Raw genomic sequence first — 19,955 nt, forward strand, 5'->3', positions numbered from 1 at the left:
ACAACGATCGTCATCGGCAGTTCAGTCGATTACTTGCTTCGCGCCGTCGTCCATTGCACGGCGAAGACGCTGGCTAAGACGATTGCCAAACCCAGAAACGCCGTACCGGTCATCGACTGTGAAAGTAACACCCAACCCAGCACCACGGCAGTTAACGGACTCAATAATCCCAATGACGCAACGGCAATTGTCGGCAGACGGGTTATGCCACGAAACCACAGCCCATAAGAGATCACAGCACCAGCCAGGCAGAGATAGATATAGGCGGCGTATTGCGACAGCGTTAACGCAGGCAGAGGCGCATCGACTACCCACGCGACGGGTGCCAGCATCAATCCGCCGAGGAAGAGTTGCCAGCCGGTCAGCGGCAGTACGGGCAAATCAAGTTGCCAGCGACGTGTTAACCAGACTCCCGTCGCCATACAGACCGCACCCAGCAGTGCGGCCGCGATGCCCACGGGTTCAAATGTCGTCTGCGGTGACAGCAGTAAAATAGCCATGCCGACCACACCAATGATCGCCGACCACAGCGTAGCCAGTCTGGGCGCGCGATGATCCACTGCCCAGACCAGCACCATCACCAGCAGCGGTTGGATCGCACCGAGTACCGCCGCCAGCCCACCAGGCAAGCGATAAGCCGCGACAAACAGCAGTGCCTGAAAAACGCCGATATTCAAAGCGCTGAGCACGAGCACACGCCACCAGTCTCGCCGGGCGGGGAAGCGGCGAGTAAATAGGAGCAGTAGCAGACCGGCAGGCAGGACGCGGATAAGCGCCGCCGTGAAGGGGCGATCCGGTGGCAGAATTTCTGATGTCACAATGTAGGTAGATCCCCAAATTGCGGGAGCCAGCGCCGTGAGTATGACGTCACGCCAATAGTGTGGTGAGGATGTAGTGTTCATGACTTTACCTTCAATTCAAGATATCATGATAGTGTTGATTAATTACCTTGAAGTCAAGATAAATGAAAAATCAAACCAGCGAACGCGAATATGATGCGGTAGATGCCATTCTTGAACAGTGGCGGCGCGAACGGCCCGATCTAGATGCCAGCCCCATGGGGCCGATTGGACGCCTCAGACGATGTGCCGCGTTCATCGAACTGCGTCTGGAAGCCTGTTTCTCCAGATTTGAACTGAGCAGTTGGGAGTTTGATATGCTGGCTACGCTGCGGCGTGCAGGTGCGCCGCATTGCCTTAGCCCGACGGAGCTGTTCTCCGCGCTGATGGTGACGTCAGGCACCATGACTCACCGACTCAAACGCCTTGAAACCCGCGGATTTATCGAACGCGTGCAGAACGAACAGGATGCGCGCAGTATGCTCGTGAAACTCACTAGCACGGGACTTGAACTGATTAACCGCGCGGTTGAAGCACACATTGAGAATGAGCGTCAGGTGTTATCGGTGCTGCCTGCCGAGGTTCTGGCTTCTCTTGATGCTAACCTTGCTGCGCTATTGCGAGGGCTGGAGAGTCACGCTGGGCGTGCTGCGCCGAAAGAGAAGCGTTAAGTCGTCGGACAACACCTGAATGTTTCATAACGCTGAATCTGTCACAACACTGAATCTGTCACAACACTGGGAACTGGGTCATGTCTGAATACCGTGCATCAATCTGCTGGCAACGCGATGGGCAAGATTTTATTGATAACCGCTACAGCCGCCTGCATCAGTGGCAGTTTGACGGTGGGATTACGCTGCGTGCCTCGTCGTCACCTCATGTCGTTCCGCTGCCTTTTTCGCTGGAGGATGCGGTCGATCCCGAAGAAGCGCTGGTAGCCTCGCTGTCCAGTTGCCATATGCTGTGGTTTCTTTCCATTGCGGCTAAAAAACGCTTCTGCGTGGATGACTATCAGGACCACGCGGTGGGGACGATGGGGGTGAACGCAGCGGGAAAAATGGCGATGCTGGACGTTACGCTGCGTCCGCAGGTGACATTCAGCGGCGAAAAGCAGCCTACCGCCGAGCAATATGCCAAACTGCACGAACTGGCGCACGATGCCTGCTACATCGCTCACTCGGTGAATTTCCCTGTGAACTGCGAGCCGACGTTAGGCTGAGCCGAACGGCTTATCGACGCGGAAAGATAACCACGAGTAGCACAAAAAAATGTCCGCCCGACGTGTTCAGATCGGGCGGTATGACCGATGATGTTCAATCACCAGCCGGTAATACGCTGCCAGGTTTCTTGTTCATGCGTGTGTGATTTCAGCACCTGCTTGTTTGATTTTAAAACCTGATAGTGCTGATGCATTGCAGCCGTCGCACAGGCGTGGTTAGGCAATATCCGCAGTCGGGTGCCGACGGGGAAATCATCCATAGAAAGCCCACTGTCGGCGGGTAGTGCGATAATGCCGTGTTCCTGATTGGTGATTGTTACGCAGAGATCGTCGTAAGGGCGGCCGTTCAGGTCGCAAACCAGTCCGTAACCGTAATCTTTTGCCTGAGACGCGGTGCCGCGATCGCGGGAGAGCGCCATCCAACCCGCATCGATAAACACCCAGCCTTTCTCGCGATTGTGCCCAATCACGGTGCTGACGACCGACAGCGCGATATCATCCAGCGAACAGACACCGACATTTTTCATCACCAGATCGAACGTGGTGAACACGCCCGCTCTGACTTCGGTAACACCAGTTAAATCCTCAGCAAAGTGCGCCGTTGGCGTGGCACCGACGCTGAGCACAGGACAGGCAATTCCCAGCGCCCGTACACGCTGTCCGGCGGTATTGATGGCTTTACACTCGGCACGCGCGGCCGCTCTGATCGCCTCGTCCGTGCGGCAGGCGTAGGATTCTCCCGCATGTGCCAGCAGGCCGGTAAGCGTCGCGCCGTTGCCGTCGATCTGCTTTGCCAATTCAAGTAACGCGTCGCTTTCCGGCGGGATGCCGCCACGATGTCCGTCACAGTCAATCTCAATAAACACCGAAAACGTCACGCTATTGGCGAGTGCGAAATCGGTCACTGCGCGCGCCTGTTCTGCGCTATCCAGCAGAATATGAATATTCACGCCTTTGTGGATGAGGTTAGCGATGCGCGGCAGCTTGTGCGGGGCGATCCCCACGGCGTAGAGCAGGTTGGTGTAACCCGCGTTGGCAAAGGCCTCTGCTTCTGCCAGCGTCGAAACTGTCGCGGGTGAAGCGGTGTCTTTGAGTAGATAGCGACCAGCTTCAATCGAGCGTAGCGTTTTGAGATGCGGCCGGATCTGGCTGCCTAATTTTTCCGTACGCTGATAAAGCCTGTCGATATTGCGTTGAAAGCGGAACTCATCAATCAGCAAAAAGGGCGTTTCCAGCGCGTTAAGCCATTCACTCTTGTTCATTGTGCACCTTCATTTCGTTTAGCCTGTTGCCAGGCGGCAAGAATGCGCTGGCCGATATATAAGTCCTGAATGGACAAGCCGGAGCTGTCAAACACGGTGATGTCGTCCGGCGTTTGTCGTCCTGCTGCGCTTGCGCTAATCACGTCGCCGATGGCGGTCAGCGTCACATGAGCTGGCGCGTGCTGGAAGTCACCAATCATTCGGGACTGGGAAGGCAGATCGCAAAACAGGCGGCCTGCGGTAAACAGCTCGGGCGGCAATTCCTGCTTGCCAACGGCGTCCGATCCCATGCTGACAACGTGCGTTCCGGCGTTAACCCATTCGGCGTTAAACAGCGGCGCGCGTGAGGGCGTTGCAGTCACGATGATATCCGCTGCGCGGCACGCGCTTTCGGCATCGCTGATTTGCGCATCCAACCCGGCAGCCTGGAGCTCTCGCGCCATGTCTGTGGATTTGCTGCTATCGCGCCCGATAATCAGCACGGCACGAATTGGCCGTATTCTTGCCAGCGCGGCGCATTCGTAGCGGGCCTGATGACCGGTCCCGAACACAGCCAGAACTACGGCATCGGGTCTTGCCAGTAAATCGGCGGCGACGGCGTTGGCGGCGGCGGTACGAAAGGCATTCACCTTTCCGGCTTCAATCGCGACAGCGATTTTCCCGATTTGCTGATCGAACAGCAGAATGAGGGAATTATGGCGAGGCAGCCCGTTAGCGGGGTTTCTCGGCCAGAACGAACCGACTTTTAGCCCCGCGAGTTCACCGGTTGCTGAAGCCTTGATGCTGAAGGTGTTGACCGTATCGGAGCCTTGCCCGTGTACCACCGGAAAACTGCGTGCTTCCGGTTCGCTGGCGGCGAGCAGGGCTTCACGCACGGCGTCATAAGCCAGCTCATGGTTGATGAGTTCCGCTGATTCCGCTTCAGAAATAAAGATCATCGTTTTTTCCTTAGGCATTGCCAGTCAGAAATGCGCCGTAGCGGCTGATATCAACGTTCCCGCCGCTGATAATAATGCCGATGCGTTTACCGCGTAGCGATTCCCTGAGATTGCGCGCTGCTGCAAAGCTGAGGCACCCCGTCGGCTCAACGACGATCTTCATGCGTTCGGCGTAAAACCGCATCGCGTCAATCAGATCGTCATCCGTCACGGTCAGGATATCGTCGACATTCTGACGAATCAGAGGGAAGGTATAGTTACCCAAATGCTGAGTCTGTGCGCCGTCGGCGATGGTTTTGGGCGTATCGATATGCACAATGTTGCCGCTGCGGAAAGATTGCTGCCCATCGTTGCCCGCGAGAGGTTCGACGCCATAAATTTTGCAGTGTGGGGATAGCTGACGGGTGGCAAGCGCACAACCTGACAGCAATCCGCCGCCGCCCAGACAGACGAATAGGGCGTCCAGTTCACCCGTTTCTTCCAGCAACTCTTTCGCCGCAGTGCCTTGCCCGGCAATAACGTGCGGGTGGTCGTAAGGAGGAATAAGCGTCAGGCCATACTTTTTCGCCAGATCGTTGCCGATCTGCTCACGATCTTCGGTATATCGGTTGTATTCCACCACGTTTCCGCCGTAACCGCGCGTGGCTGCGACCTTTGCCGCCGGGGCATCGTGTGGCATGACAATCGTTGCTGGAATGCCGAGTAATTTGGCGGCCAGCGCAATCGCCTGCGCATGGTTGCCGGAAGAAAAGGTGACCACGCCAGCGGCTTTCTGCTCGTCCGAGAACTGCAACAGTGCGTTCATCGCACCGCGAAACTTGAATGCGCCCATGCGTTGCAAGTTTTCACACTTAAAGAAAAGCTCTGCACCGAATGCGTCATTGACCGTGCGCGATGTCATCACTGGCGTTTTATTGGCATAGCCATCAATACGTTCCGCTGCGGCTACCACATCGTCGTAGGTTGGGAGGCGTAAGTCGCTCATAGTTGGATAATCCGATGTTAGTGATTATGAATATCGTGGCCGTTGGCCCGATGCTGTCGAATGCTTAATAAACAAAATATATAAAATTAGATAAATTGTCTAATATGATTTATCTTTAGCTTCTCGGTCGACGTGAGGTGCATCGCGTGCCGCTGACACCGCGCGTGGTACTAAATCAGGTGTACTTACAGTACACTCAGCGCCAGAAAACGCGCTTGCGCGAGCATGGGTAGAGGAGTGGAGAGGAATATGTCTGCATCTGGAGAAGGTCTGCTGCTGACGCAGTTAGATGCGATAGCCAAAGGGTTAAGCGAAACGTTCGCGCCATTCTGTGAAGTGGTCGTGCACGATCTGAAAAACCCGGAACACGCGATACTTTCCATTCACAATAACCTCTCCGGCAGGGAGGTTGGCGCGCCTGCGACGGAACTGGGTCTTGCCCGCATCGCCTCGCCTGAATTTCCTAACATTTTGGCAAACTATGCTAACCAGTTTGCCGATGGGCGTCCGGTAAAAAGCACCTCGGTCGGCATTAAAAATGCGGAAGGTGAATACGTCGCCGCGCTGTGCCTGAATGTTGATATGACGCTGTTTCGCGGCATGCAAAATGCGCTGGCGCAGTTCACCCAGCTCGCTTCTGACTCGGTGACCGAACATCTGGAACCCAACGGTGCGGCGGCGATCAGACAACACATCGATCACTTCGCTGCCCGGCTTGCCACCACGCCACGGGCGTTAAAAGCGCAGGACAGAAAAATCCTGCTCCAGGAACTGAAAGACAGTGGCCTGCTGGAAGTCAAAAAATCGATGGAAACTATCGCCCAGCACCTCGGCGTGTCACGGGCTTCGGTTTATTTGTATGCGAAGGAGTAAGTAAAGGGCAGCGTTTAATGCCAGATTGTTTTGAGACGCCAAGTTACTGATGTGATGGTGGCTGAATTTTTTAAGTAAAATGGTCGTGAATAAAGACATACGTGCGACCAGTAGATGTTATTTAGTGGGCTTATGTTATATCTTCAAAACCCTGTGCTAGATAATAGTTAGCAACGCTATCATTAATAGGTTCGATTAAGCGGATCCCAGTACACTCTGTCTCTATTATGAAAAATAGTACGGCGTAGAGCGCATACTTTAGGGTATTCCCATCCAGTTCAGAATCATGCAGATGAAAGTTTTGTAATATTTCAACATTGAGTGCAATAACTAATTCGTATCAACCATCAGACCGTGTTTTATGCCCTATTTTGGATGGCTGATTTTAAGTTAAGAATAGTGAATTAACTCATGAAGAGAGAATGTGGGAAGTAAAGAAGAATTAACCACTCAACTTAATGAACAATTAAAAAGTAGCCTTCTTAATAGTCCATTACCTCCTGAAGAAACATTGGCATTGATGTTGAGGTTATGCCTTTCTTTGATGCAAATTACCCAAAGTAATCTTGTTGAAATGAAAACATCAGATGGGCGAAAACTTTCACTCCAGCATTGATACACCATCAATGCATTAATAAATTTACTTCTTGAGGTTATTGACAAATGTCTAGCATTATTTATTTAGAACTTACAGGTGATAAGCAAGGGTTAATTTCTTCTGGTTGTTCATCACTGCAATCAATTGGTAATAGAAGTCAACTCGGTCATGAAGACCAAATACAAGTATTGAGTCTCAATCACTCAATCACTCAATCACTCAATCACTCAATCACTCAATGAATTATGATGATAACCTGTCCTGCCATCCTGTTGAGTTAATTAAATTTATTGATAAATCATCACCGTTACTTGGTGTTTCAACCTCTTCAAATGAGCGATTAACAGCTAATTTTTTCTTATATAGAGTAAATTCTGCTGGTCAACTGGAGCTTTTTTACGAAATTAAATTAACAGATGCGCGTATTGTTGATATTTCCTGTAATTACCCACACTCAATAAATAACAATGAAATGATGCCATATGAAAAAATTTTATTAAAATATAACTCTATATCATGGGAGCATAAAGTAGCAGGAACATCTGGCTATAGTATCTGGAATGATAGTGTTTTGTGATTTAATTAAAATACAGGTACAGATAATCACTTTATTAGTGACTGTGCCTTATTTTACCTACTAAGAAATACACGGATTAATGAATTAAAAAACACTTTTATCTTGCATATTATTCAATCACCTAAACTTATTTATTAGTCGATTACTAAGCCAGAATGAAAATATAATACCAAATACGGATGATGGAAATAAAATATCTTCAGGAAAAATCTCCCCACATATATAAATTGATAGGATTGAAAATATAATTGTCAGAAAAATAGCAGAAATGTCTAAAAAAACAGATCTTATCGATTTTAACATGACATCACCAGTCGTAGAAAATATCAGCAAGTGCATTTATAAGTTTATCAGCGTTAGTATGATCGTTTAATTTTGTCACAACAATCAAAGGATCTATTTTTTTTCGCTACGATGAAGTATAATATCTCAGTATTTTTTGAATAGAGCATGTTATATATGACTCTATCATTACGTCTTAGTTTTCGTGCGGATTGCGCGGCTTTTTCAACATAACTGTATATTTGAAATGCTATTATTACTCTTTTTGATAATTGACTGATCTGATGGCTAATTTTTCCTCTGGCTAATTCGATATCTTTGTCTTTCTGGAGAGTCTGGATGAATTCTGCCGGAGTCATGTTATTTAATGAAAAATGCGTTCTTTCATGATTATATTCCATTCTCTACTGACTTTATTGATGGCTATAGTTTATCTGATAAATACTCAATAAACCAAAATAAAAATATGAAGCATAATGCAGACACTGGGAATAAAAACCTACCGATAGTAAATGACTAAAAATTAAAAAAATTATAATTACCTCAGTTTGTCCACTAAATGGTGGCTTAACCAAAATGACAATATGAATCCAATGCCAGCAAATGGCAAAACAATACTCTCTGGCATATATCCACATAAGTAAATGATAACAATCGAGAAGATACCAGTTAAAATAATGGCTAGAATATCAAAAAAAACAGACTTTACGTTTTTTAACATAATGATTACCAATCATAAAAAATATCAGCCAGTACATTGATAAAATCATCAGCATTAGTATGGTCGTTCGATCTAGTTACCACGATAAGGGGATTGATTTTTTTTGCTATAATGAAATATAACATCTCTGTACCTTGGGAATAAAGCATGTTATATATGACTTTATCATCGCGCCTTAATTTTCGGGCGGCACGAGATGCCTTTTCTACATAACCATATATTTGAAATGCTGTAATAACCCCTTGAGCTAATATTTTTGCTATACGCTTTACTTCTGGGTCATTAAATATTCTTGATGCAATTAGTTGTGATAATGCCTCAATTAAAGCAATTTTTGTTGATTGTTTAACTACTTGATCTGTTATAGCATTAGAAAACTTATACCCTATATCTTTAAATTTTTCCGATAATTCTTTTTGCTCTTTCTCAGGCATTTTGGAAAACAAATAATCTAAAATTGCTTTCACCATGTCATAAATAATAGAGGGTTTCCTGACCAAGGAAGACAAACAGTATAGCATCCTTTTATCTTCATTAATTATCAAAGATCTGTATTCAGTCATTGCTTGTGCGTAGTTAGGATTCAAATGTGCGATTGAATATGGTGATATCCACACTGACATTCTTGCCGCACCTGTGCCAATGTCTTCTGCTGTTTCCTGAATGATGCTGCTAGTTCTTTTGATAAAGGCATCATAATATCTGGAGAGCACTCGATTAGATGATTCTATATATTCCATTATTAATGATTCTCCATGTGAAAATAATTTCACTTATTGATACAATACTTATTGTTAGCTATAGGAAAATAGCATACACCGTATGTTTTTAAAAGAATATAAATAGTAAACAATCAAATCTAACAGAAGAAATAATTTTTCCGGTAATTATTACCTTGCATTCATTCTAAATAGCTTCGCCAAGCCAAATAGTAGCTCACTTGAAGGGAACTCAGTCCGAGTTGTGCGATCTGATCAATCGGCAAATCAAAACAAATCACCAACCGGACTGAGCGATGCCGATCATAGCAGCAATCCCTGATGAAGAACGACGACTAATGCGTAAAGAAGCCCAACAGACTCGCGATAAAAACCATTCCAGACGACTCATCGCCATACTAATGCTACATCGGGGAATGACCGTCTCCGACGTCGCCAGACTGCTCTGTGCCGCACGCTCATCCGTTGGAAGATGGATAAATTGGTTTACTTTACAGGGTGTTGAAGGACTAAAGAGCATAAAACCCGGACGAGCACCAGGCTGGCCAGTCGCGGATATCCTGCATATTTTGCCACTTCTGGTTCAGCGTTCCCCCCAGTGAGTGATGCGCAGTGCTACATCATGAAGCGCCCACCCACAACTTCCCCAATCCTCACCTATACTTGCTTAACGGCTCGCTTTGCCGATGAGTGGCGAGAGAGCGGGTGTGGTGAAACGAAAACGCGAGGAGTAGGTATGGGTATTCTGTCCTGGATTATTTTTGGCTTGATTGCGGGGATTTTGGCTAAGTGGATTATGCCCGGTAAAGACGGCGGCGGCTTTATCCTGACGGTGTTGCTCGGGATTGTCGGTGCAGTTGTGGGCGGCTATATCAGCGTTTTCTTTGGGTTCGGCCGGGTCGATGGCTTTAATTTCGGCAGTTTTGTGGTGGCGGTTGTCGGCGCGATTGTCGTGCTGTGGGTATATCGCAAGATTCGGGATTAATTTTGTATCCGTTGCCCCTGTTCAGGGGCAACGTGCTTTCTGTTGCGTCAATATGAAGATGAATAAAACCAGTCGAGTAACTGTTCTGCGGCTTCGTGAGGGGCCAGCGCAGAGGTGTGCAGTGAACGATGATGGGTGGCATCGATCGTGTCGGCGTAGTCGTAATTCCTCAGAATTTCTTTGAGTTTCTCCTGCGTATTCACCTTACCGAACTGATGTCGATCCGCGTTTTCTACGCGATTTAAGAGGTGCGCTTCGTCGCTACAGAGTTGAACGAAAAATGGCGTCACGCCATGTTCCGCGCACAGTGTCTTTATCGCCTCAATATACTCGTCGTCTTTGCTTCCCTCATAGCAGAAGGTCGTGATCAGATCGCGATTACTCTCTGCAAAAAGCAGCGTGATGGCGTAGAGCCTTAGCTGACAGGCGAAGCGCCGGAGCGTGCTAAATGTACTATCCGGCGGGAGCACCGCCATCGCTACATCATACGTCAGATGATTATGAAATAGCGTTGCCCCCATTTTCTCCGCCAGCAGGCGACTGACAGTGAGTTTCCCCACCGCAGGCGGCCCGTAGAGAAAAATAAGCTTCTTCACTGTGCCGTACTCGTCGTGCCGGGCTCGTAATAGGTGATATTCAGCGCATTACGTGTTTTGACGGAGATGCCGGTTAGCGGCATGACCGCATGCCAGGTTTCATAAAACCCGTTGCGGATGATGACGCTGGCGTTGCCCATAATCGGGAGAACGGAATGGCAGACGTCAGCATGATTCTCTGGGTTGAGGATCTGAAAGGCTCCGCCCCAGCTTTCTTCCCATTCGGCGTTAAAATAGATAATCAGGCGGAATCCGCGTTTCAAGGATGCGTCGACATGGGGAAGGTAGTGCGTATCCCGCCCGCCGCGAAAGGCCACGGCTTCCATTTTGAATTCGGAAAGGTCGGCACCGCAGAAGGCGGACAGGGCGGCAGTAAAGTCGTCAGAAACCAAGTCGTTGCACATTCCCAGCCAGGCGTCGGACAGCGTCGTGGTGTCGCTCACCTTGCCGGAGGCTAAAGGAATAAGGGTACGACGATAAAAGTAGCCGCCGTTACGTTCACGATAGTTAAACCCGTCGGTCGGGAACTCGTGAGCAAGCGTTGAGGCGATAGTGCTGTTACGCCATATCTGGGTTAATTCTCCCCACTGGAAAGGGGTTTCATGCCGTTTGCCGTGGATGATGCGTTCAAGATCAAAATAGTCGGACATTTTTTCACTCCCTGTTATTAATCACACCTGACGGATAGTGGTGGTTAACGCCCATCAGAGGCTTTCCAGTGCGGTAGTCATACGTTGAATCAGTTCCTCTGTTTCGTTGGCTGAAATCGTGAACGCGGGTGCCAGTTTTAAGTACGGACCCGCTGCGCCAACGATGACGCCATGTTGGCGTATCGCCGCCTGCGCACGGCCACACTGTTCGAGGGACTCAAACGTCATCGATAGCATCAGCCCTTTACCTTGCACGCTGATCAGCCCCTCGGTCTGAGGAAAATGCTGTTTGGCGAGCTGGAGGATCGTCCTTCCTTTTGCCGTGACCTCATCGTAGAGGTGATGCGCATCCAGATAATCCATGACAAACAACGCCGCGCGGCAGCCAAGCAGGTTGCCGGATTGCGTATGACCGTGGCGGAAAAACGGCGGCATTTGCCCTTTGAAGCTGTCGGTAATCGCCCCCGTGGCAAGCACGGCGGTAATGGGAACGCCACCGCCCAGACACTTGCTGAAAATGACAATGTCAGGCTGTGCGCCTTGTGAGACCGATTCACAGAACGTCCCCGCACGGCCAACGCCGCAGTAAACTTCGTCACAGATCAGCGGAATGTCGTGTTTTTTTGTTAACTGCGAGAGCTGTTGTAGAAAGCCCTCAGGCAGCAATCGGGTGCCTTCCATTGCCATGATCGGTTCAATAATGACGGCGGCGATGGTCGCTTCCTGCTCTTCCAACAGCGTTTCCCAGCCGCGAATATCGCTGAGGTGTTCAGGTGGGGGCATCGTGATCGTATTGCTGTCGAGCAGAGACGGTAAAATACCCTCGTTGATAAAAGGGCGTCTTGTCGCCATCATCGCGCCGAGCGTACAGCCGTGGTACGCGCCGTTAATCGCCACGATTTTCGTTCGCGCTGGGCGGGAACGGTTGACCTGATATTGCCAGGCCATTTTGAGTGCGCTTTCAACACCTTCGCTGCCGCTCCCGACGATGAACGTTTTGCGAAGGCCTGTACCGAGTAGCTTAGCGGCGAGTTTTTCGGCCAGTTCGCCGGGGAGTTGGGTGTTTGAATAGATATTGCAGGCATGAATCAGCGTGGATAATTGCTGTTGCAGAGCGGCAATGAATTCAGGGTGAGAGTGCCCCAGACAATGGTTATAGCAGCCCGACATCCCGTCAAAGTAGCGCTGCCCGCGTTCATCATAAAGATAAACACCTTCGCCACGGTGAATAATCGGGCGTTCGTCTTTTTCAGCGAGTGCCGTATAAGGTGGCCAGTATGGGTTAGAGGTAGGATTCATATTGTGTCCCTGTCAGCGCGGTTCTGATGTCGTCAACGTTACTCACGATCGAATCAATCGTTCGGGTCTCTTTTTTTCCTGTACCGGCACAGAGTCTGGAATCGGAAATCCCCAGGAAGGACAGCACCGTGCTGGAAGCCATATCGGGCGCTGACATCACCTCTTCGTAGTCAAGGGTGAGGATGTCATGGTGCTGAAAAGCCTGATAAAACGCGGCCTGATTTTCCAGATTGCTATCGATGAACGCCGTTAGCTCATCGACCGACACGGCCATTTTTTCGTGAGAAATCGGGCGACTATCATGCTGGCCGACGTACCAGATGCGGTCGCGCAGGCTTTTCTTCAACGACACGAATTGCTGTAGTCGGCTTCTTCTTTCCAGCAGGATCAGTTTCAGGTCGGGGATTGCCAGCAAGGCAGGCCAGATCGGCGCATCGCCCCAGTTAGTATCAAGATCCCGAAACAGCACGAAACCGACCGCTTCGACATATTCAAAATAGGGTCTGAACAGGTGACGATGCAGGATCGTCTCGATAGCGGTGTCTTTAACGGAATAGGGCAGTAAATGTTGGCCAAACCGGTTGAACGCTTCACCGTGCATTTCAATATTCGGGTGGGAACCTAACAGCGTGCGGAGCAGATGGGTACCCGCTCTGGGCGTAGAGATGATGGCAAATTTCTGATAGCGAGTTTGTGCCGCCAGAACATCCGCATCCACGCTGCCACCGACCCATTTGTATTTTTCAGCAAGGGCAATCTTTTCGCAGAACCACGCAAAATAAGGCGGTGCGTCATGTTGAAGATCCTGTAGCTGCGCCTGAACTTCGTCTCCGCGTATTCCCTGAACGCTCCAGTTGACGCCGTTGAGACGGTATTCATGAACGAAGGCCAGCATCGCTGCCCGCGTTTTCTCGCTTATCGGTAGCTCGGTTAACTCATCTCGCATCCGGGCTTGAAGGTGTTCTTGCGGGCACGTCAGCCAGCCATCCCAGCGCGCCGCTAACGCGGATTCCGTCATTGAACGATCGGTCATGATCTCTCCTTGATTATGCGATCAGGGTGGGGGCGCGGGTGAACATGCCTCGCAGCAGGGTTCTTGGGGAGGCGGGATCGTCCGTATAGGCATGGCGTCCGTGAGAGATTTTATCGTTACGCATGATCAAGGCCTGTCCGCGATAGAGAGGGAATGTCAGGTGATAGCGGCTACCTTCAGCGGCCAACTGCGACATGTACTCGACGGCCTCGACAACGCGAGGATTGATATTGCGTGAATAGTCCCAGTCGGCGGTCACATCCAGCGTAAACCCGCCAATAAATCCGCCGTCCCGATCGGGACGAAAAACCGGACCGATATGGGCGTACTGTGTCCCGGATTGTGTCCCAGTTGAACGGCGTCTGAAAATCTGTTCTTCAAGCAGAATATTCGCTAAATCAGGGTGCTCAGCCCGGAGCTTCTGAAACGCGGATACGCTATCAAACAGGACGGTTCCACCCCCTTGGCTGGCATGTTGTTTACAAAGGAGGATAGACGTTTTTATGCTCCCAATCGGGATATAAGAGCCATCGGTATGAAGAGAAAGGTGTGAGGTACTGTTGAAAACCATATGCGTGCCGTGTGAGAGCCCGCCAATCTGATTCACCCCGGATGTGGATACGCCCTCTTTGTGTTCCTGACGGTTAAAGGCTGACTGATAAATATCACCCAATGAATAAAGCGCTGACATTTTTTGGAAATCGGAATCATCGTATTTCCATTCGCGGGTAACGACGGCAAAGCGATATTTTTCGATATGCGCAATGACTGCCTTCTTATCTTCACTATCAATGACTTGTGGTGACCATCCATCAAAGCAACTTTTCATCGCTATTACTCCTGTAATTAGCTCGACTGAAAACGTACATGAATTTATATCCGTCATACTTCAAGTTGCATGCCTATTGGCTGTATTACGCGCCTCCTCCATGAGCCTCGTTGATTTGGAATGATTAAAGATAGAATAATTGATAGCTAATAATATAGGCGCGGTTTATATGGCGCTCATGCCTCCGTCAATGGAAAGTATTTGACCCGTAATATATTTACTGGCATCGGAGGCAAATAGGATCGCTGCACCCTTTAAGTCTTCATCGTCCCCAATACGCCGCAACGGTGATTTTTTCGCCAGTGCATCAACGCCAAGGCGATTTAGCAAATTCTGTGTCATGGCGGAAGGGAAGAAACCGGGGGCGAGCGCATTGACGGTGATATTAAATTCACCCCATTCACCCGCCAATGCACGGGTAAAATTCACCACGGCACCTTTGCTGGTGCTGTACGCGATGCCTTCCAGCCAGCCGGGCAGGTTGCCCTGCAAGCCAGCAAGCGACGCCACGTTGATAACTTTCCCATAGCGGCGGGGGATCATGCTGCCTTTGCCGATTTTCTGCGTTAATAAAAACAGGCTGCGGATATTCAGATTCATGACGCGATCCCAGTCAGCAATCGAATGGTCTTCCGCTGGGGAGCCGAATGCCGTACCGGCATTATTGACGAGAATATCTATCTGGCCTGTCTTGGCGATGGCTTCCTCTGCGAGGCGCTCAATATCGCGATCCTGCGCATTGTCGGCGGCAATCCATTCGGCACGAATACCCAATGAGGAGAGGTGTGACTGCGCGGTCTGCAATTCATCGGCGTGGCGTGCTGAGAGGATAATATGCGCCCCTTGAGCGCCGAGTGCTTCAGCAATTTGCAACCCCAACCCACGCGATCCTCCGGTGATTAGCGCGGTTTTTCCAGACAGATCAAAGAAGTGCGGCGTATCCATACGTATTCCCTTATATGAGATCTCTGTCCATTAGAATGTGCCCTCATTAATTCAAGTTACAGAATAAATCGTTATTATTGAATAACGTGGCTGAAACTTAAAATAGGAAGGGTTAGCACGAGCAACTGCATTGAGTGTAAATAGATATCAGGAAAAAATTCCAGTTATATTCTGTCATTAATAAACAGGATATTTTTGAGTTGTGAGTGGTCACGCATTAATTACCTAAATAAAAATTATACCCTATGGCGCTAATTATTTTCTCTGTTCCCACTATATTAATTCAGTATCTGTTGCCCTTATTCAGGGCAACGTATTTATTTTTTCTGTTCGGCTTTTCACATCTCTTGATGCTGCCAGAGCACAATTAATGCGTAATGATGCTATCCAGTGCGCGCAGGTGCTCCGGTTGCCATGACAGATTGACTTCGGTGCCGGCTTTCCAGTGCGGCTGAATCTCGCTGGCGGGGAGTTTCACCATAAACTGCGGCTGACCGGCTACTTCCGTCATCATCCTGACGTGATCGCCCAGATAGATGAATTGCTGAATGCGGGCTTTGACGTGCTGCATGCCGTCATCGATGTGAGCCGCGTTGACGTGAATACGTTCCGGACGGATGCAGAGCGTGATTTTTCGGCCCGGTGAGCTGGGGCGGACTTTCAGCGCGCGCAGCGAGGTGCCATCGTCCAGCGTTGCCCGATAGAATGCGCCTTCGGCCTCGGCGCGTGTGGCGAGCAGCGTATTGTTTTCGCCGATAAACTGCGCCACAAACGCATTTTCCGGTTTTTCGTAGATGTCGCTGGGGCTGTCCATTTGCTGAATCACGCCATCGTTAAACACCGCGACGCGGTTGGACATGGTCATCGCTTCGCTCTGGTCATGGGTGACGTACACCACGGTTAACTCCAGCGACTGATGCAGCTCTTTGATTTCCAACTGCATATGCTCGCGTAGTTGCTTATCCAACGCGCCCAAAGGTTCATCCATCAGCACCAGTTTTGGCTCGAAAACCAGTGCGCGAGCCAGCGCGACACGCTGCTGCTGACCGCCGGACATCTGGGCGGGGTAGCGATCGGCCAGGCTGGTGAGCTTCACGCGGTCCAGTACCCGATCCACTTTCTCTTTGATATCGGCACGGTTCAGGCGGCGGATGGAGAGTGGAAACGCCAGATTCTCTGCCACGGTCATGTGTGGGAACAGGGCGTAGTTCTGAAACACCATACCGATGTCGCGCTGGTGCGGTGGGAGATGGTGCAGCGGTGCGTCACGCAGCATAATTTCCCCCTGCGTCGGGGTTTCAAACCCAGCGAGCATCATCAAACTGGTGGTTTTCCCCGAGCCGGAAGGCCCAAGCAGGGTCAGAAATTCACCTTCACGGATATCCAGATTGAGGTTTTTGACGATCAGGCGGTCGCCGTCATAGGTCTTCTGAACATTCCTGAAGCTGACATAATTTCTCATTTTTCACTCTCCGGCAGTCACTGTTATTCATAAGGATGCATAAACCATGCCGGATGCTTAGCGAGCAGAAATACCGCGCTGCAATGTGTCATAACGCCATTGCTCACCACAACGGGCGCGCCGTAATGGGGCGCACCAATGGAGGATGGCACCGTAACGGTGCGAAGGGTTACGTATAAAAAACGGGGGCTGTCAGGCGTCGGAATGACGTATATGTAGCGCCTGAATACAGGCCACAATCACGGAAAAAGCCTGCGTCATTTGGCTCTCTTCCACGCTGGCGTAGCCCAGTAATAAACCGCGCTGCTGTGTCGGTTGCAGGTAGTAACTAGAAAGCGGTTTGACCATCACGCCACGGCGCAAAATCGCGGCGCTCAGCACGACATCATCGATGTGGGAAGGCAGGCTGAGCAGCATATGCAGCCCGGCGTTGCTGTTGTCCCCGACGTAATTTGCGCCCAGATGCTGTTCGATCAGTGACGTCAATAACGCGCGGCGCTTGGCATACAGCAGGCGCATGCGGCGGATATGCGCGGCGTAGTGGCCTTCGCGGATAAACTGCGCGAGCGTCGCCTGCGTGAGCCAGTGTCCGCCGCGATAAAGTTCGGAGTGTGCCGTCTTCAGCGACTGTGCCAGCAGCGGCGGCAGCACCATGTAGCTCACGCGCAGGCTGGGGTAGAGCGTTTTGCTGAATGTACCGATGTAGATCACCGGTGATTGCGTCTGTAGCCCTTGCAGCGCGGGGATCGGGCTGCCGGAAAAGCGGAACTCGCTGTCATAATCATCTTCCACTACCCAGCAGCCGTGTTCCTGCGCTAGTGCCAGCAGCCGTTGACGGCGTGCCAGGCTCATCACCGCGCCCAGCGGATATTGATGTGACGGTGTCACGCAAATCAAACGCGGCGCGACGTCGGGCGAGAGCGTTTCTGGCGGTGCCAGCCCTTGTTCATCCACATCGACGGGAGCAATGCGCAGGCCGTTAATCGTCAGAACATTGCGAATGCCCCAATAGCAGGGATCTTCAATCCACGCCAAATCGCCGGGGTTACACAGCATTTTGGCCAGCAAATCCATCGCCTGATGGGTGCCTTCGGTAATCAGAATCTGCTCCGGCGTACACTCCACAGAACGGGCAACGCGCAGGTAATCCACCAGTGCCAACTGTAGTTCGGGGCAACCGCCAATCGGCGAATAGGAGAGCTGTTCGGGGCGAACACGCTTCGTCAGGCGCGTTTGAATACGCCGCCATAAATCATGAGGGAAGCTGGCGATATCCGGGATGCCGGGCATAAACGCTCCCCATTGCCGGACGGAAGCACCAGCATAGCCCAGCAGATGCATACCGCGACGCGAGAGCTCATGCTTAGGCTCACGTATCTCCCCGGCGTTGTCGCTGTTCACCGGCTGCATATTGCCATCGGGTAACTGTTCCGTGACGAAGGTCCCGCTTCCTTTGCGTGCTTCAATATAGCCTTCTGCCAGTAGCTGTTCGTAAGCCGTCAGCACGGTATTGCGCGACAGCGACAGCTGTTGCGCCAGATCGCGCGACGACGGCAGACGCTCGCCAGCGGCAATCGCGCTATCAAGAATCGCTAGCCGAATGCAGTCGTACAAACGCTTGTTCAGCGCGCCGTCTTGCTGGTTCGCTAAACGCTGAAGCAATAAGTCGGTCAGAAGTGAGCGCAAAAGTGGATCCTTCAAATATTCAAAACTGGCACTGGATTATAGAACCATCTCGCGTCTAAATGACATCATCATCTTTCGACAACCAGCCATCGTTCAACGAAAGCATCGTTCAACTAGATCATTATTCAACTACAGCATCGCTTAACGACTAGCAGATGTGTTTGGGATACCGGAGCAGACCATGAAGAATAGCGAACTGAATCAACGCCGTTTGGCCGCCACACCGCGTGGTGTGGGTGTCATGTGTGATTTCTATGCCGAGCGTGCGGAAAACAGCACCCTGTGGGATGTTGAAGGGCGGGAATTTATCGATTTTGCCGCTGGGATTGCGGTACTGAATACTGGCCACCGCCACCCGAAGATTGTCGCGACGGTGCGTGAGCAGTTGGATCGCTTTACCCACACGGCCTACCAGATTGTGCCTTACGGCAGTTATGTCACGTTGGCTGAGCGCATCAACGCGCTGGCACCCATTGAAGGCGCGGCAAAGACCACGTTCTTTACCACCGGTGCTGAAGCGGTAGAAAACGCGGTGAAAATCGCGCGTGCATACACCAAGCGCCCCGGCGTGATCGCCTTCAACGCGGCGTTCCACGGCCGCACGCTGTTGACTATGACGCTGACGGGCAAAGTGGCACCGTATTCCACAGGGTTCGGCCCGTTCCCCGGCTCTATTTTTCACGCGCTTTATCCGAATGAGAAGCAAGGCATCACCGTTGAACAGGCGTTGGAAAGCGTCGAACGTCTGATGCATACCGACATCGCTGCCGATCAGGTTGCCGCTATTCTGCTGGAACCGGTACAGGGCGAAGGCGGTTTCCACGTCGCGCCGCCGGCCTTTATCAGCGGGCTGCGTAAGCTGTGTGACGAGCATGGCATCTTGCTGATTGCCGACGAAGTGCAGACGGGCTTTGCGCGTACGGGCAAGCTGTTTGCGATGGAATATTACACGGAGAAAGCGGATCTGATCACCATGGCGAAAAGCCTGGGTGGCGGCTTCCCGATCTCCGGTGTTGTTGGTCGCGCTGACGTCATGGACGCTCCCGCGCCGGGCGGATTGGGCGGCACCTATGCGGGTAACCCACTGTCGGTTGCTTCGGCGCTGGCGGTATTGGACGTGATTGAAGAGGAAAAATTGTGCCAACGGGCACAGCGTTTGGGGGCTGCACTGGTGGAAACGCTGGAGAAAATCAAAGCGCAGTGTCCGGCACTGGTGGCGATTCGTGCACAGGGGTCGATGGTGGCGGCAGAATTTAACGATCCGAATACGGGTAAACCGTCAGCAGAAATTACCCGTCAATTTCAGAAAAGCGCGTTGGAAGCCGGTCTGCTGCTGCTGACCTGTGGCGTACATGGCAACGTGATCCGTTTCCTGTACCCGTTAACGGTGCCTGACGATCAGTTCAGCAAGGCGATGAGCATCCTGACGCGCGTATTAACACGATAGAAGAGAAGCT

The 19,955-nt window shown here is 50.9% G+C and carries 19 protein-coding genes and 2 pseudogenes; 8 read left to right on the forward strand and 13 right to left on the reverse strand.

The window, feature by feature from the left end; genetic code table 11:
* Positions 1 to 29: 29 nt before the first annotated feature.
* Positions 30 to 902, reverse strand: coding sequence for an EamA family transporter (locus EO763_RS10095; protein ID WP_103199151.1), 873 nt, complete (start codon positions 900 to 902; stop codon positions 30 to 32).
* 62 nt (positions 903 to 964) lie between these two features.
* Here EO763_RS10095 and EO763_RS10100 point away from each other — a divergent pair, with 62 nt between their 5' ends.
* Positions 965 to 1,510, forward strand: coding sequence for a MarR family winged helix-turn-helix transcriptional regulator (locus EO763_RS10100; RefSeq protein WP_161528854.1), 546 nt, complete (start codon positions 965 to 967; stop codon positions 1,508 to 1,510).
* Between the two features lie 80 nt (positions 1,511 to 1,590).
* A complete protein-coding gene (locus tag EO763_RS10105) occupies positions 1,591 to 2,058 on the forward strand; it encodes an OsmC family protein (protein WP_010300828.1) in 468 nt (155 codons plus the stop codon).
* A gap of 98 nt (positions 2,059 to 2,156) precedes the next feature.
* On the opposite strand, the gene EO763_RS10110 is transcribed toward EO763_RS10105, so the two are convergent.
* From EO763_RS10110 to EO763_RS10120, 3 genes are read right to left on the reverse strand one after another with little or no spacing between them, the layout of a single operon-like run.
* Entirely contained in the window at positions 2,157 to 3,320 is a 1,164-nt protein-coding gene (locus tag EO763_RS10110; RefSeq protein ID WP_161528855.1) for a DSD1 family PLP-dependent enzyme, read from the reverse strand.
* Positions 3,317 to 4,258, reverse strand: coding sequence for an ornithine cyclodeaminase family protein (locus EO763_RS10115; protein ID WP_161528856.1), 942 nt, complete (start codon positions 4,256 to 4,258; stop codon positions 3,317 to 3,319). Before EO763_RS10115 ends, EO763_RS10110 begins: the two co-directional genes overlap by 4 nt.
* 10 nt (positions 4,259 to 4,268) lie before the next feature.
* Positions 4,269 to 5,243: a threo-3-hydroxy-L-aspartate ammonia-lyase gene (locus EO763_RS10120; RefSeq protein ID WP_103199149.1), complete on the reverse strand. Its 975-nt coding sequence runs from the start codon at positions 5,241 to 5,243 to the stop codon at positions 4,269 to 4,271.
* Positions 5,244 to 5,492: 249 nt separating this feature from the next.
* Here EO763_RS10120 and EO763_RS10125 point away from each other — a divergent pair, with 249 nt between their 5' ends.
* The 3 genes and pseudogenes from EO763_RS10125 (at position 5,493) to EO763_RS10135 (ending at position 7,291) form a co-directional block, all read left to right on the forward strand.
* Positions 5,493 to 6,116 carry a helix-turn-helix transcriptional regulator gene (locus EO763_RS10125; RefSeq protein ID WP_161528857.1) on the forward strand — a complete coding sequence of 208 codons (624 nt, stop codon included), beginning with the start codon at positions 5,493 to 5,495 and terminating at the stop codon, positions 6,114 to 6,116.
* A gap of 424 nt (positions 6,117 to 6,540) precedes the next feature.
* Positions 6,541 to 6,732 (forward strand): hypothetical protein, encoded by a 192-nt coding sequence (locus EO763_RS10130; RefSeq protein WP_161528858.1) that lies wholly within the window; start codon positions 6,541 to 6,543, stop codon positions 6,730 to 6,732.
* A gap of 47 nt (positions 6,733 to 6,779) precedes the next feature.
* Positions 6,780 to 7,291, forward strand: a pseudogene (locus EO763_RS10135) (Hcp family type VI secretion system effector).
* Positions 7,292 to 8,299: 1,008 nt separating this feature from the next.
* On the opposite strand, the gene EO763_RS10140 reads toward EO763_RS10135, so the two are convergent.
* On the reverse strand, positions 8,300 to 9,034 hold the full coding sequence (locus tag EO763_RS10140; RefSeq protein ID WP_161528859.1) for a hypothetical protein: 735 nt from the start codon (positions 9,032 to 9,034) through the stop codon (positions 8,300 to 8,302).
* A 275-nt stretch (positions 9,035 to 9,309) separates the two neighbouring features.
* Here EO763_RS10140 and EO763_RS10145 point away from each other — a divergent pair.
* Together EO763_RS10145 and EO763_RS10150 are read left to right on the forward strand one after the other, a co-directional pair.
* Positions 9,310 to 9,612 (forward strand): annotated as a pseudogene (locus EO763_RS10145) (helix-turn-helix domain-containing protein); the annotation flags it as partial.
* A gap of 137 nt (positions 9,613 to 9,749) precedes the next feature.
* Positions 9,750 to 9,998, forward strand: coding sequence for a GlsB/YeaQ/YmgE family stress response membrane protein (locus tag EO763_RS10150; protein WP_010300843.1), 249 nt, complete (start codon positions 9,750 to 9,752; stop codon positions 9,996 to 9,998).
* A gap of 47 nt (positions 9,999 to 10,045) precedes the next feature.
* Here EO763_RS10150 and EO763_RS10155 read toward each other — a convergent pair whose 3' ends face one another.
* The 8 genes from EO763_RS10155 to pdxR all read right to left on the reverse strand — a co-directional run bounded on the left by EO763_RS10155 (position 10,046) and on the right by pdxR (position 18,498).
* Positions 10,046 to 10,594: a DEAD/DEAH box helicase family protein gene (locus EO763_RS10155; protein WP_161528860.1), complete on the reverse strand. Its 549-nt coding sequence runs from the start codon at positions 10,592 to 10,594 to the stop codon at positions 10,046 to 10,048.
* Positions 10,591 to 11,244, reverse strand: a complete 654-nt coding sequence (locus EO763_RS10160; protein WP_103162465.1) for a 2OG-Fe(II) oxygenase — start codon at positions 11,242 to 11,244, stop codon at positions 10,591 to 10,593. The genes EO763_RS10155 and EO763_RS10160 overlap by 4 nt, the downstream gene beginning before the upstream one ends.
* A 54-nt stretch (positions 11,245 to 11,298) precedes the next feature.
* Complete coding sequence (locus EO763_RS10165) at positions 11,299 to 12,543, reverse strand: aminotransferase family protein (RefSeq protein ID WP_161528861.1); 1,245 nt, start codon at positions 12,541 to 12,543, stop codon at positions 11,299 to 11,301.
* On the reverse strand, positions 12,527 to 13,576 hold the full coding sequence (locus EO763_RS10170; protein WP_161528862.1) for a sulfotransferase family protein: 1,050 nt from the start codon (positions 13,574 to 13,576) through the stop codon (positions 12,527 to 12,529). The genes EO763_RS10165 and EO763_RS10170 overlap by 17 nt, the downstream gene beginning before the upstream one ends.
* A 13-nt stretch (positions 13,577 to 13,589) precedes the next feature.
* Positions 13,590 to 14,405: a TauD/TfdA family dioxygenase gene (locus tag EO763_RS10175; protein WP_039489296.1), complete on the reverse strand. Its 816-nt coding sequence runs from the start codon at positions 14,403 to 14,405 to the stop codon at positions 13,590 to 13,592.
* 165 nt (positions 14,406 to 14,570) lie between these two features.
* Positions 14,571 to 15,350, reverse strand: coding sequence for an SDR family oxidoreductase (locus EO763_RS10180; protein ID WP_161528863.1), 780 nt, complete (start codon positions 15,348 to 15,350; stop codon positions 14,571 to 14,573).
* A gap of 367 nt (positions 15,351 to 15,717) precedes the next feature.
* Positions 15,718 to 16,812 (reverse strand): ABC transporter ATP-binding protein, encoded by a 1,095-nt coding sequence (locus tag EO763_RS10185; RefSeq protein WP_039489299.1) that lies wholly within the window; start codon positions 16,810 to 16,812, stop codon positions 15,718 to 15,720.
* A 192-nt stretch (positions 16,813 to 17,004) separates the two neighbouring features.
* Complete coding sequence (gene pdxR, locus EO763_RS10190; RefSeq protein ID WP_161528864.1) at positions 17,005 to 18,498, reverse strand: MocR-like pyridoxine biosynthesis transcription factor PdxR; 1,494 nt, start codon at positions 18,496 to 18,498, stop codon at positions 17,005 to 17,007.
* Positions 18,499 to 18,679: 181 nt separating this feature from the next.
* On the opposite strand from pdxR, the gene EO763_RS10195 reads away from it, so the two are divergent.
* Positions 18,680 to 19,945 carry a 4-aminobutyrate--2-oxoglutarate transaminase gene (locus tag EO763_RS10195; RefSeq protein ID WP_161528865.1) on the forward strand — a complete coding sequence of 422 codons (1,266 nt, stop codon included), beginning with the start codon at positions 18,680 to 18,682 and terminating at the stop codon, positions 19,943 to 19,945.
* Positions 19,946 to 19,955 lie beyond the last annotated feature (10 nt).

Origin of the sequence: Pectobacterium odoriferum, from assembly GCF_009931295.1 — a bacterium.
In the GTDB taxonomy this organism is placed as follows: domain Bacteria; phylum Pseudomonadota; class Gammaproteobacteria; order Enterobacterales; family Enterobacteriaceae; genus Pectobacterium; species Pectobacterium odoriferum.

Bases quoted from the DNA above. Each gene is read 5' to 3' on its own strand.
- EO763_RS10140 (WP_161528859.1), bottom strand. From the start codon at position 9,034: ATGGAATATATAGAATCATCTAATCGAGTGCTCTCCAGATATTATGAT.
- EO763_RS10150 (WP_010300843.1), top strand. From the start codon at position 9,750: ATGGGTATTCTGTCCTGGATTATTTTTGGCTTGATTGCGGGGATTTTG.
- EO763_RS10180 (WP_161528863.1), bottom strand. From the start codon at position 15,350: ATGGATACGCCGCACTTCTTTGATCTGTCTGGAAAAACCGCGCTAATC.
- EO763_RS10110 (WP_161528855.1), bottom strand. From the start codon at position 3,320: ATGAACAAGAGTGAATGGCTTAACGCGCTGGAAACGCCCTTTTTGCTG.
- EO763_RS10165 (WP_161528861.1), bottom strand. From the start codon at position 12,543: ATGAATCCTACCTCTAACCCATACTGGCCACCTTATACGGCACTCGCT.
- EO763_RS10095 (WP_103199151.1), bottom strand. From the start codon at position 902: ATGAACACTACATCCTCACCACACTATTGGCGTGACGTCATACTCACG.
- EO763_RS10100 (WP_161528854.1), top strand. From the start codon at position 965: ATGAAAAATCAAACCAGCGAACGCGAATATGATGCGGTAGATGCCATT.
- EO763_RS10175 (WP_039489296.1), bottom strand. From the start codon at position 14,405: ATGAAAAGTTGCTTTGATGGATGGTCACCACAAGTCATTGATAGTGAA.
- EO763_RS10115 (WP_161528856.1), bottom strand. From the start codon at position 4,258: ATGATCTTTATTTCTGAAGCGGAATCAGCGGAACTCATCAACCATGAG.
- EO763_RS10120 (WP_103199149.1), bottom strand. From the start codon at position 5,243: ATGAGCGACTTACGCCTCCCAACCTACGACGATGTGGTAGCCGCAGCG.
- EO763_RS10170 (WP_161528862.1), bottom strand. From the start codon at position 13,576: ATGACCGATCGTTCAATGACGGAATCCGCGTTAGCGGCGCGCTGGGAT.
- EO763_RS10195 (WP_161528865.1), top strand. From the start codon at position 18,680: ATGAAGAATAGCGAACTGAATCAACGCCGTTTGGCCGCCACACCGCGT.
- EO763_RS10105 (WP_010300828.1), top strand. From the start codon at position 1,591: ATGTCTGAATACCGTGCATCAATCTGCTGGCAACGCGATGGGCAAGAT.
- EO763_RS10125 (WP_161528857.1), top strand. From the start codon at position 5,493: ATGTCTGCATCTGGAGAAGGTCTGCTGCTGACGCAGTTAGATGCGATA.
- EO763_RS10185 (WP_039489299.1), bottom strand. From the start codon at position 16,812: ATGAGAAATTATGTCAGCTTCAGGAATGTTCAGAAGACCTATGACGGC.
- EO763_RS10160 (WP_103162465.1), bottom strand. From the start codon at position 11,244: ATGTCCGACTATTTTGATCTTGAACGCATCATCCACGGCAAACGGCAT.